This window comes from Prolixibacter sp. SD074 (assembly GCF_009617895.1).
GTDB lineage: Bacteria > Bacteroidota > Bacteroidia > Bacteroidales > Prolixibacteraceae > Prolixibacter.
This window is the reverse complement of record NZ_BLAW01000001.1, coordinates 2,786,450-2,798,949: the sequence shown is the minus strand read 5'-3', so window position 1 is coordinate 2,798,949 and position 12,500 is coordinate 2,786,450. Positions and strand designations below refer to the sequence as shown.

11 protein-coding genes are annotated in these 12,500 nt (G+C 47.4%); all 11 read left to right on the top strand.

Translation table 11 applies throughout. The annotated features are described in order from the left end of the window. Positions 1 to 32 precede the first annotated feature (32 nt). Genes GJU82_RS12020 through GJU82_RS11970 form a run of 11 tightly spaced genes read left to right on the top strand, consistent with a single transcriptional unit; the run spans position 33 to position 12,494 of the window. Complete coding sequence (locus GJU82_RS12020) at positions 33 to 494, top strand: division/cell wall cluster transcriptional repressor MraZ (protein WP_153632353.1); 462 nt, start codon at positions 33 to 35, stop codon at positions 492 to 494. 19 nt (positions 495 to 513) lie between these two features. Continuing rightward, a complete protein-coding gene (rsmH, locus tag GJU82_RS12015; RefSeq protein ID WP_153632352.1) occupies positions 514 to 1,413 on the top strand; it encodes a 16S rRNA (cytosine(1402)-N(4))-methyltransferase RsmH in 900 nt (299 codons plus the stop codon). Between the two features lie 2 nt (positions 1,414 to 1,415). Further along, positions 1,416 to 1,763 (top strand): FtsL-like putative cell division protein, encoded by a 348-nt coding sequence (locus GJU82_RS12010; protein WP_153632351.1) that lies wholly within the window; start codon positions 1,416 to 1,418, stop codon positions 1,761 to 1,763. A gap of 6 nt (positions 1,764 to 1,769) precedes the next feature. After that, positions 1,770 to 3,905: a penicillin-binding protein gene (locus GJU82_RS12005; protein WP_153632350.1), complete on the top strand. Its 2,136-nt coding sequence runs from the start codon at positions 1,770 to 1,772 to the stop codon at positions 3,903 to 3,905. Then, positions 3,906 to 5,372 (top strand): UDP-N-acetylmuramoyl-L-alanyl-D-glutamate--2,6-diaminopimelate ligase, encoded by a 1,467-nt coding sequence (locus GJU82_RS12000; RefSeq protein ID WP_153632349.1) that lies wholly within the window; start codon positions 3,906 to 3,908, stop codon positions 5,370 to 5,372. A 6-nt stretch (positions 5,373 to 5,378) separates the two neighbouring features. Beyond that, positions 5,379 to 6,629: a phospho-N-acetylmuramoyl-pentapeptide-transferase gene (mraY, locus tag GJU82_RS11995; protein ID WP_153632348.1), complete on the top strand. Its 1,251-nt coding sequence runs from the start codon at positions 5,379 to 5,381 to the stop codon at positions 6,627 to 6,629. 2 nt (positions 6,630 to 6,631) lie between these two features. Next, positions 6,632 to 7,972 (top strand): UDP-N-acetylmuramoyl-L-alanine--D-glutamate ligase, encoded by a 1,341-nt coding sequence (gene murD / locus GJU82_RS11990; RefSeq protein WP_153632347.1) that lies wholly within the window; start codon positions 6,632 to 6,634, stop codon positions 7,970 to 7,972. A 12-nt stretch (positions 7,973 to 7,984) separates the two neighbouring features. Next, positions 7,985 to 9,211: an FtsW/RodA/SpoVE family cell cycle protein gene (locus GJU82_RS11985; protein ID WP_153632346.1), complete on the top strand. Its 1,227-nt coding sequence runs from the start codon at positions 7,985 to 7,987 to the stop codon at positions 9,209 to 9,211. 40 nt (positions 9,212 to 9,251) lie between these two features. Further along, a complete protein-coding gene (murG, locus tag GJU82_RS11980; RefSeq protein WP_153632345.1) occupies positions 9,252 to 10,364 on the top strand; it encodes an undecaprenyldiphospho-muramoylpentapeptide beta-N-acetylglucosaminyltransferase in 1,113 nt (370 codons plus the stop codon). Then, positions 10,361 to 11,746: a UDP-N-acetylmuramate--L-alanine ligase gene (gene murC, locus GJU82_RS11975; protein WP_153632344.1), complete on the top strand. Its 1,386-nt coding sequence runs from the start codon at positions 10,361 to 10,363 to the stop codon at positions 11,744 to 11,746. Before murG ends, murC begins: the two co-directional genes overlap by 4 nt. Further along, positions 11,739 to 12,494 (top strand): cell division protein FtsQ/DivIB, encoded by a 756-nt coding sequence (locus tag GJU82_RS11970; RefSeq protein ID WP_153632343.1) that lies wholly within the window; start codon positions 11,739 to 11,741, stop codon positions 12,492 to 12,494. The genes murC and GJU82_RS11970 overlap by 8 nt, the downstream gene beginning before the upstream one ends. The last annotated feature ends 6 nt before the right edge of the window (positions 12,495 to 12,500 follow it).

Below are 12,500 nucleotides of genomic sequence, written 5' to 3'. Positions count from 1 at the left end.
CCTTTACGTGAATAATGTAGGTAAATTGAGCCATGATCTCTTTCACCAGCGTATATCCTGTTAATGTTGACGGTAAAGGCCGTGTCGTGCTTCCGGCTCCTTTCAAAAAGGAGATGGGGGATGCGCTGGAAGTGGTGTATGTAGTGGAGAAAGATATTTATGATAAATGCCTGAATGTTTACCCGCTCTCTGCATGGCACCGGAAAGTAGATAAACTTCGCCAGCGGGCGAACATGGACGATCCGCTCCACAGCAAAATGCTTTCCCGCTATTTCGAAGAGGTGGTGAAAGTGAATATGGCTGATAATGGGCGGCTCAATATTCCCAACGAACTGCTGGATTATGCCGGGATAGGTAAGGAGGCCATTTTTGCCGGTCAGGGCGAGCGTATGCGGTTGTGGAAACCTGCAAGGCATGAGGCATCAAGGATTTCCGACGAAGATTTTGTGCGGCTTTACAAAGAGTTGCTTGGTGGTCCGGCCGATAGTTTCTGATTCTTCAAATTGCTGAGTGATGAGTGAATATCATGTACCTGTGTTGTTAGATGCAAGTGTGGACGGTTTGGAACTGAAACCGGGAGGCATATACGTCGATGTAACTTTCGGTGGCGGGGGGCACTCACGCAAAATTCTGGAAAAACTGGAAGGTGGCAAATTGCTGGCTTTCGATCAGGATGAGGATGCCCGACGGAATCTTATAGACGATGAGCGCCTGATATTCGTTCAGCATAATTTCCGGTTCCTAAAAAATTTCCTTCGTTATCATGGGATTGAAAAAGTAGATGGGATATTAGCCGACTTAGGCGTTTCATCACACGAATTTGACGAAGCCGAACGAGGATTTTCTTTTCGCTTTGAAGGAAAGCTTGACATGCGGATGAATCAGACAGCTGAGAAGAATGCGTCATCAATTGTGAATGAATACGAAGAAAAAGGACTCATTCGGATTTTCAGAACGTACGGAGAGGTGAAAAATGCGCGGAGACTGGCTTCGTTGTTGGTTGATGCCCGCGGTCAGGAACCAATAAATACCATCGCCCAATTCCTTAAGGTGATAGAGCCTTGCGTCCCAACAAAAATCGAAAAGAAGTATCTGGCGCAGGTTTTTCAGGCCCTTCGAATTGAGGTAAACCGGGAGATGGACGTGTTGAAGGATTTTCTGGAAACTATTCCTGAAGTATTGGGCCCTGGCGGTCGATTCGTTGCCATCACCTATCATTCGCTGGAAGATAGGATGGTGAAAAATTTTGTGAAGAGTGGCAAGGTCGAGGGAACAATTGAGAAGGATTTGTATGGAAATTACGAAGTGCCGATGAAAGCAGTGAACCGGAAGCCAATTGTTCCGGACGAAAACGAAATTAACGAGAATCCGAGGGCGCGAAGTGCCAAGTTGCGGATTGCAGAACGAATATAAATATGCCGGAGAAAAACAACCGAAAGAGATACCGGATTTCGTTACGAACCATTTTAAATGGTCGGATTCTGGAGAGTGACTGGCTGCGGAGGAACCGGTTGTTGATTTTTATCGTGGTGGTCATGTTAATGGTCAACATTTCTATTCGGTATAAATCGGAAAAAACGATCAGGCACATTACGGCCCTGCAGGATTCACTCAAAGAGCTACGCTCCGAATCGGTGTCAGTGGCAGCCGAACTGATGAAGATGAGCCGGCCTTCTGAAGTGATGGATCGAATAGGGAAAAGTAACCTGGGGCTCGAGGTATCGAAGCAACCTCCCCGAAGATTATATGTAGATAAAGATTAATGGTTGATGGAAATCCGGAAGACCATACTAAACCGATTTAGCCTGTTTTACGTGGCGGCGATACTTTTTGCCCTCCTTTTGATGGGCAATATTTTTAGCATTCAGCAGGATAAGGGCTGGGATCAGAAAGGTCAACGGCTCAACGTAAAAGAGGTGACGATACCAGCCCGGCGTGGTGATATCTGTGCCGACGACGGAAGGCCTCTGGCTACATCGGTCCCTTATTATGAGTTGCGGATGGATTTAGGGGCGCCAGGGGTAAAGGAGATCTTTAACGCGAAAGTTGATTCATTGGCCTGGTGCCTGGCGCACTTTTTTAAGGATAAATCGGAAAGGGCTTACCGGGATGAGTTGCGTTCAGCCTATCGCCAGGGAGCACGCTACCATTTAATTAACCCACGCAAAGTGAATTACCTGGAGCTCAAAAAAATTGAGGGATTCCCGATTTTCCGGCGGGGGCGAAACCGGGGCGGTTTGATTGCCGACCGGGAAAATATGCGGGTATATCCTTTCGGGAATATGGCCACACGTACGTTAGGCCGGATGAGTAGCACGATCTATGGTGGCACACATGGGAGCGTGGGTTATTATGGCCTCGAAGAAGCGTATGAAAGCTACCTCAAAGGTGAAGATGGCCTGGCCCTGAAACGAAATATGTCAGGACGATGGTTGTATGCAAGTGAGGAAGAACCAAAGGATGGTTACAACCTGATTACGACTATTGATGTCAATTTTCAGGATATGCTGATGCATGCTTTGAAGAAAGAGATGGCGGAGAGCAAAGCTAAATACGGAACAGCGGTGTTAATGGACGTGAACACCGGCGATATTAAGGCGATTGCCAACTATGGCCGGAACGGAGATGGTGATTTGACTGAGGGTTACCAGAATTATGCCATCGGAAACTCCGGAAATGCTGAGCCAGGTTCAACCTTTAAGCTGGTGTCGTTGATGGCAGCACTGGAAGATGGAAAAGTGGATACGTCTACTATAGTTGACACCGGTAATGGTGTATGGAAGTACAAAGACCGTACGGTTTACGACAGCGACTGGCGACATGGCGGACACGGAAAGATTAACATGAAGCAGGTGTTCGAGTATTCGTCCAATGTTGGGGTTGCCAAAATAATTACCAAGGCTTATGCCGGACACGAAAAAGATTTTGTTGATAGGATATACAGCTTTGGTTTGAATCACCCGGTCGATTTGGGCATCAGAGGTGAAGCAAAACCGTTTATCAAGTATCCGGGAGGCGGGAATGGCTGGTCGGGCGTAACACTGGCCTGGATGTCGTTCGGATACGAGCTGAAATTGACGCCTTTACAGATGCTGGCCTTTTATAATGCGGTCGCTAATAACGGACGTATGGTGGAACCACGACTGGTGAAAGCGATTGAGCGAAATGGACGGGTTGTGAAGGAATTCAAAACGAAGGTGATGAACCCGAAAATTTGTTCTTCCGAAACGCTCAGTAAAGTTCATGACATGTTGAGGGGAGTGGTGAAATACGGAACAGCTAAATCGTTAAATACCCCCAACTACGAGATAGCCGGAAAAACCGGCACGGCCCAGGTCGCTAATCAAAGTGAAGGATATTACCATGCCTCGGGACGAATTTACCAGGCTTCTTTTGTCGGTTATTTCCCGGCCGATAAGCCGCGTTATTCGTGTATCGTCGTTATCAATGGTCCGAAGGGAGCTTATTATGGTGGTTCTGTCGCAGGCCCGGTTTTCCGGGCAATATCAGACAATGTGTATGCGAGCGATTTGCGGATGTACGATGATATGGGGGTTTCGGCTTTCGCCGGAAAACAGGATTATCCAGGAGAGGTCTCGGGTAAGCGGAAAGATTTGGAGGAAGTACTGGACGATGCCGATTTACTGAACGGTTGGTTTCACGGTAGTAGCGAATGGGCTGTAATGGATACCACCAACAATGATGTGGAACTGGATCCGCTTCAGGTCGTTCCGGGTGAAATGCCCAAGGTAACCGGAATGGGCGCATCGGATGCTGTTTACCTATTGGAAAACAGAGGCCTGCGTGTTTCTATAACCGGCAGGGGAAAAGTGGCCGCTCAATCGATAATGGCAGGCGCCAAATACCGCACCGGTCAATCAGTGGTTTTAAGATTAAGAGAGTAAATGAAGAATTTAAACGAAATATTATCGGGATTAAGCGGACTGGAAGTGAAGGGTTCTACGGATATCCCGGTCACAGGAATCGCTTTTGATTCACGTAAAGTGCAGCCGGGATTTTTGTTTGTTGCCGTTCCCGGAACGCAGGTCGACGGCCACCAGTTTATTAATAATGCCATAAACGACGGGGCAGTGGCCATTGTTTGTGAGCGGATGCCGGAGAATCCGAATCCGGGTGTGGCATGGGTTCAGTGCAGAAATTCGGCCCTGATACTGGGTGAAGTTGCTTCCCGGTTTTACGGGGAGCCTTCGGCACAAATGAAGGTGGTAGGCGTAACCGGCACGAACGGGAAAACTACCATTGCTACATTGCTCTATCAGCTGTTCAGGATGCTTGGTTATAAAACCGGTTTGCTTTCGACCATTTGCAACTATGTGGACGATAAAAAGCGGCCTTCCACACATACCACACCCGATCCGGTTCAGATTCATGAATTGATGGCGGAAATGGTAGAGGCTGGCTGCAATTATTGTTTTATGGAAGTCAGTTCGCATGCCATTCATCAGCAACGGATTGCCGGCATTCAGTTCGATGGTGGAATTTTTACGAACCTGACGCATGATCATCTCGATTATCATAAAACATTCATCGAATACCGCAACGCCAAGAAGTTGTTTTTCGATGGATTGGGCAGAGAGTCTTTTGCCCTGACGAATGTTGACGATAAAAACGGTAGGGTGATGCTTCAAAATACCGCAGCTCAAAAGTTGACATACTCCATGCGTTCGTTGGCTGATTTCCGGGTAAAAGTGCTGGAAAGTCACTTCGACGGTATGTTGTTGAATGTGAATGGAACGGAAGTGTGGTCGCATTTTATCGGAAACTTCAACGCCATGAATTTGCTGGCGGTTTACGGCACGGCTATTTCGCTTGGTGCGGAAAAAGTGGAAGTGTTGCGGCAAATGAGCCTGCTGAAACCGGTGGATGGCCGATTTGAAATTATTCGTTCTCCTCTGGGCGTTTTCGCCATTGTCGATTATGCACACACGCCCGATGCACTGAAGAATGTGCTTTCATCGATCAACGAAATTCGTACCCGAAACGAAACGCTTTTCACGGTAGTGGGAGCCGGTGGCGATCGTGATAAAACCAAGCGCCCGGAAATGGCCCACGAAGCCGCGTCGGCAAGCGATCGTGTCGTGTTAACGGCTGATAATCCGCGCTCGGAAGATCCGGAGGAAATTATTGCGGATATGATGAAGGGCCTGGAAGCGCACCAACGAAATAAAGTGCTGGCGATTTCGAACCGGGGAGAGGCAATTCGAGCGGCCGCCATGATGGCCCGGCCTGGCGATATTATTCTGGTGGCCGGGAAAGGTCACGAAACATACCAGGAAATTAAAGGTGTAAAACATCATTTCGATGATCGCGAAGTTATTCGGGAAATATTCGGTGTAACCGGACAAAACTAATTTGATATGCTCTATTACCTGTTTAAATATCTTGAATCGCTGAATGTTCCCGGTGCGGGGATGTTCGAATACCTTTCGTTCCGGTCGGCACTGGCAATCATCACAGCATTGCTGTTTTCCACTTTCGTGGGAAAGAAAATCATTCGCATTTTGCAACGCCAGCAAATTGGCGAGGAGATTCGTGATTTGGGTTTGGAAGGACAATTGCAGAAGCGGGGAACACCGACAATGGGCGGAATTATTATTCTGGCCTCGTTACTGGTTCCAACGCTCTTGTTCGCAAAACTCGACAACGTTTATATTCTTCTGATGATCATCACTACGGTGTGGCTGGGATTCATCGGATTTGTTGATGATTACATCAAGGTTTTCCTGAAAAATAAAAAGGGACTGGCGGGTAAGTTCAAAATTCTGGGACAGGTTTCTCTGGGATTAATTGTCGCAGCCACGCTTTATTTCAGCAAAGATGTCGTGATTCGTGAAAGGGTAACGAATCCTGATGGACAAGTAAAGACGGAAATATTGGTGAACATCATGACCGGGGAGCAGGAAGTTCGCCAGGTAACCCGCGATGTGAAATCGACTAAAACCACCATTCCGTTTGTGAAAAATCATGAATTCAATTATAAATGGCTGGTTTGGTTCATGGGCAAGAAAGCTTCCGAGTGGGGCTGGCTTGTTTACGCCATCGTTATCATTTTCATTATTACGGCGGTGTCGAACGGGGCTAACCTGACTGATGGATTGGATGGCCTGGCGACGGGAACTTCCGCCATCAGCGGGACAACGCTGGGTGTGTTCGCCTACCTCAGTGGTAACCTGATATACGCCGATTATCTGAATATTATGTATATCCCGCAGGTAGGTGAACTGACGGTCTTCATGGCAGCTTTTATCGGTGCAGCTGTCGGATTTCTTTGGTACAACTCTTTTCCCGCCCAGGTTTTCATGGGCGATACCGGAAGTTTGGCCATGGGAGGCATTTTGGCTGTATTTGCCATCATCGTCCGGAAGGAAATTCTTATTCCGCTTTTATGTGGTGTCTTTTTGGTCGAAAACCTGTCAGTGATGATCCAGGTGGCCTATTTCAAGTATACGAAACGAAAATACGGTGAAGGGCGCCGGGTATTCCTGATGTCGCCGCTTCATCATCATTACCAGAAAAAAGGTATTCCTGAAGCCAAAATCGTTACGCGGTTTTGGATTATCGGGATTTTACTGGCCGTATTAACGGTTGCAACATTGAAAATGCGTTAATCATGACCTGGGAAAAACTGGTCATATTGGGCGCAGGCGAGAGTGGAATCGGTTCTGCTATTCTCGGCCAGAAAAAGGGTTTTGACGTATTCGTTTCGGATAGCGGGACGATTAAAAATAAATACAAAAGCGTTCTTTACGAGAATGGAATCCGGTGGGAGGAAAAGCAGCATACCGAGGCTGAAATCCTGGCGGCTGATTTGGTGATGAAAAGTCCGGGTATTCCCGAAAAGGTCCCATTGGTGCAAGAACTGATGGAGAAGGGAGTCCCGGTTATTTCAGAAATCGAATTTGCCGGAAGGTACACGGATGCAAAAACCATTTGCATTACCGGAAGCAACGGAAAAACCACCACTACCCTGCTCATTTACGACATGATGAAACGGGCTGGACTGAATGTGGGCGTTGCCGGTAACATGGGAAAGAGTTTTGCCTGGCAAGTGGCGGAAGAGAATTTCGATCTTTTTGTGATTGAACTTTCCAGCTTCCAGCTTGACGGAATGTCTGAATTCAGGGCCGATGTGGCGATTTTACTGAACATCACCCCCGATCACCTGGATCGTTATGATTATGAAATGCAGAACTATGTCGATTCGAAGTTCCGCATTTTGCAGAATCAGCGGGCGGAAGATTATTTCATCTATTGTGCCGATGACGAGATCATCGCTTCCGAGATTGAAAAACGGGAGATCGATGCACAGATGATCCCGTTTTCCATAAAAAACAAACTGGCCTTTGGGGCCTGGATTGAAAATAACGAACTAAAAGTTAGCATTAATCATAATTCATTCGCAATGTCCATATTCGATTTGGCTTTACAAGGAAAACACAACACGTACAACTCCATGGCGGCAGGTTTGTCGGGAGTCGTTTTCCGGTTACGAAAAGAGAAGATTCGCCAGTGCCTCACCGACTTTCAGGGAGTGGAACACCGGCTCGAACGCTTCATCAGGGTGCACGGTATCGAATTCATCAACGATTCGAAGGCCACCAATATCAATTCTACCTGGTATGCGCTGGAAAGCATGAGCACACAGGTGGTATGGATTGTTGGTGGTGTAGATAAAGGCAACGACTATTCGATGTTGTACGATTTGGTCAAAGCCAAGGTGAAAGCCATTGTTTGCCTCGGGAAAGATAACCGGAAAATTATTGAGGCATTCGACGGCATTGTGAAAGATATCATCGACACCGATAATATGGAAGAAGCGGTTCGGAATGCATATTTCCTTGCCGGTGAGGGCGATAGTGTATTGCTGTCTCCGGCTTGTGCCAGCTTCGACTTGTTTCAGAATTATGAAGAACGCGGCCAGATGTTTAAGCAGGCCGTACGAAACCTTTAACCGGATTGTAAGATGGGATTTGGCGTTTACCGGAAATATTTCAAAGGCGATAACATCATCTGGTTGGTGCTGGTGGCACTTTCCATTGCTTCTATGCTGGTCATCTACAGCTCAACCGGAGCACTGGCTTTTCGTGTGGCAGGCGGTAATACCGCTCACTACCTGATTCGCCAAACCATGATGCATTTGTTGGGATTTGGAATCATCTTGATTATGGTAAATGTTATTCCCGTTAAATTTTATAACCGGACTGCGAATTTAGGTATGCTGACAGCGTTCTTTTTCATCATTATGGGTTTGGTTTTTGGGCGGGCCAGTGGTGGAACGGGACGTACACTGCCGCTTGGGTTTATTTCTTTTCAGCCGGCCGAATTAGCAAAAGTGGCGTTGGTTATTTGGGTTGCCCGCATATTGGCGAATAACCAAACGAGTAAGGACAGCTTGAAAAAAGCGTTTGGCAAAACATTGCTTGGGGCAGCCGCTATTTGTGCCCCAATTGCTATCGCAGATTTTTCGACTGCCGGTTTGCTTTTTACCACGGTGGTCATCATGATGTTTGTCGGACGGGTGCCGTTAAAGTACATGATGTTACTAGCCATGGCCGGAGTAGCGTTGGTAGCAATACTGTATTTCATAGCGCCGCATCTTCCCGATGGCGGTCGTCCCGGTCGTATCAAAACGGTGCGCGCCCGAATCGAACGCTATATACATGGCGATAAACGTTCCGAGAAAGGATTGACACAGGCCGACTTTGCGACGATTGCCATTCACCGGGGAGGATTTGGCGGGGTAGGTACCGGGAATAGTACCGTAAGTAACTTCATGAGTGCAGCGTACAACGACTTTGTTTATTCCATTATTATCGAGGAATATGGGATGGTTGGCGGAGGCATCATCTTGTTATTCTACATCATGTTGCTAACCCGGGGAGGAATCTTGCTGAAGAAGAGTAACCGGACATTCCCGGCTTTTTTGGCTACCGGAATAACGGTGTTGCTGTTTATGCAGGCTATGATCAATATGGGTGTATCGGTGGGGATTTTGCCCGTAACCGGACAACCGTTGCCATGGATAAGCTGGGGAGGAACATCCCAACTGTTTACGGCGATTGCTTTTGGACTATTGTTGAGCGTAAGCTCTCAAAATAATAAGGAACGCAGAGAAGAAATTGAACACAAATTCCGGTCGACGGAAGAATTGCCCGATGAAGATGTGCAGCTGAGAGAAGAGACGGCGTAAGTATTTCTTATCGGAAAGAAGTTTTAAGAAACGGAAGGAAATGAAAACATACAAATTCATTATTAGCGGAGGCGGAACCGGGGGACATATTTTTCCGGCTATTTCCATTGCGGACGGACTGAAAGAACGTTATCCTGATTGTCAGATTTTGTTTGTAGGGGCAGAACACAAGATGGAAATGGAGAAGGTTCCGGCAGTGGGGTATGCTATCGAAGGTTTGCCAGTGGCAGGTTTTCACCGGGGGGAAATCTGGCGTAACCTGTCGTTCCCATTCAAGCTGCTCCGTTCGATGATGAAGGCCCGTAAAATTGTCACTTCTTTTCGCCCCGATTGCGTGATTGGCGTGGGAGGTTATGCTAGTGGCCCGGTGCTGCGGGTGGCAACCAATAAGGGGCTGCCGACGGTTATCCAGGAGCAGAACTCTTTTGCGGGTGTAACGAATAAAATTCTGGCGCGCAAGGTCGATAAGATTTGCGTAGCTTACGATAAAATGGAGCGGTTCTTTCCTGCCGAAAAGATTGTTTTCACGGGAAACCCGATTCGAAGCAACCTGGTGGAAGGACAAAAGAATGTGAGGGAAGCGGCTGAATTTTTTCGGGTTGACGAAAGCAAACCAGTCCTGCTGATTGTCGGTGGAAGCCTGGGGGCCCGTTCCATCAACGATAGTTTGCTGGCCCGGTTTGATGCATTGAAAGATTCCGGTATCCAGGTCATCTGGCAGACCGGAAAATTCTATTATAAATCCATCAGCGAAAAAATGGAAGGGAAAATTCCCGGCCATATTCACCTGATGGAATTTATTCCGCGAATGGACCTTGCTTATGCAGTGGCTGATTTGGTCATCTCACGGGCTGGCGCGGGAACGATTTCTGAACTTTGTTTGGTGGGCAAGCCCTCTATTTTGGTCCCGTCGCCTAACGTGGCAGAGGATCATCAGACAAGAAACGCCATGGCGTTGGTAGAAAAAGACGCGGCTGTATTGGTAAATGACAGCGAAGCAAAGGAGACGCTGGTTCCGGAGGCATTGAAGTTAATTGCTGACAAGCCTGAACTGGAAAAACTTGCGGTAAATAGCACCAAAATGGCTTTGCCCAATGCAACCCGCGATATAGTAGGGGTTATTGCTGAATTGCTCGAAAAGAAGAAATCATGAACCTGGGAAAGGCACATAGGGTTTATCTGCTGGGTATTGGCGGTATCGGGATGAGCGCCATCGCCCGTTATTTCCGTTTTCACGGGATGCGTGTTGAAGGCTACGACCGCACCGAAACAGAGCTGACCCGTGAGTTGGAAGAGGAGGGAATTTACGTACACTACGAGGCCGACTTGAAATATGTACCGCCGTTTAACGATTTAGATAACACGCTGGCCATCTATACACCAGCCATCCCGGAATCGAACATCGAGTTGCAATTCTTCCGGAAGACCGGGACTGCGATGTACAAGCGTTCGCAGATACTGGGTATTATCGCTGCCGAAAGCCAGTGCGTAGCAGTAAGCGGAACGCATGGCAAAACTTCGGTGACGACGATGACTGCTCATCTGTTGCATCAATCGTCGGTTGGTTGTACGTCGTTTATGGGAGGAATTTCGAGGAATTACCATACCAACCTGATTCTTCCTGTAAAGGAAACCAATGTGGTGGTAGTTGAAGCAGATGAATTTGATCGTTCATTTTTACGGTTGTTCCCGCAAAGGGCAGTGATTACTTCAATTGATCCGGATCACCTCGACATTTACGGCGATTTTTCGCATTTGCTCGATGCATTCAAAAGTTTCGTCGGGCAGGTGAACAAAGGAGGTGAAGTATTGTACAAAAAAGGACTGCCTGTTGAAGCCAGCTGGAATGAAGAAGTGCGTTTTTATACTTATTCCATTAAAGGGAAAGCGGATTTTTATGGTACAAATATCCGGGTGGAAGAGGGAGCTTACCATTTTGATTTGACAACACCTTTCGGTGAATTTCCCGATTTGCGGCTGGCTTACCCGGGACTGATGAATGTGGAGAACGCGGTTGCGGCATGCGGATTGGCTTTGCTTTCCGGTGTTACCGGCGATGAGATTCGAAAAGCCCTGGCCGGCTATCAGGGGGTTGTCCGTCGTTTCGATATCCGGTTTCGCGGAAAAGAGACGGTTTACATTGATGATTATGCACACCACCCGAAAGAATTGGAGGCGACTATTCATTCAGCTCAGGATATGTTTGCCAATAGGAAGGTGACCGGAATTTTTCAGCCGCATCTTTATTCCCGGACGCGGGATTTGGCGGAAGAGTTTGCTGCGAGTTTAAGTCTGCTGGACGAATTGATTTTGTTGGATATTTATCCGGCACGGGAAGAACCAATTCCGGGTGTCGATTCCCGATTGATATTGGAGAAAGTAACGATAAAAGATAAACAGCTTTGCCACAAAGAGGATTTACCCCATGTTGTTGAAAACCTTAAAACAGGCGTATTGCTGACGCTGGGGGCCGGCGATATTGATCAATGGGTAGAACCGATTGTGGAAATACTGAGAAGAAAAGAAGATGTTTAAGACGTTTCTGCATATCATCCTTTGGGGCGCTGCCATTGCGCTCATCCTGTTTTCGCTGGGATTTTCAGCTCGGCAATACAGGCAGACGCGATGTGTCGGGCTGGTGGTCAATGTGAGTGACTCAGCACAATACCGATTCATCGATAATGATGATGTGGAGAGATGGATTGAAAAGAAATACAACGGCGTATTTGGTAAACGGCTCGACTCCATCAACACCAGGGCCATCGAAGCAGGTTTGGAGAAGTTACAAGCCATTGGCCACGCGCAGGTTTATACGACACTGGCAAGCCGTACCGGACGAGATAAAGGCGGTTCGCTGGTCGTACGTATTGAACAGCGGAAGCCCATTTTTAGAGTTTTTACCAGTGGGCTGGATTATTATATGGACAACGAAGGAAACGTAATGAATTGGACACCGAAGTATACGGCGCGGGTTATTCTGGTAGGCGGTTCGGTTTCCCGGAAGTTTGCCAGGGAAACGTTGGTTCCCCTGGTGTCTTACATCGGTTCGGATGATTTTCTAAAGGCACAGATCGACCAGATTTATGTAGATGATGATGGTGATCTGACCATGATTCCCCGGATTGGTGACCAGCGAATTGAATTTGGGAAAGCAGATGGTTACCAAATTAAGTTCCGGAATCTGAAAGCGCTATACACCGAAGGTTTTCGACATGGGGGATGGTCGAAATACAAATGCATTAACCTTAAATACAGAAATCAGATAGTTTGCACAAAAAAATAACTTCCT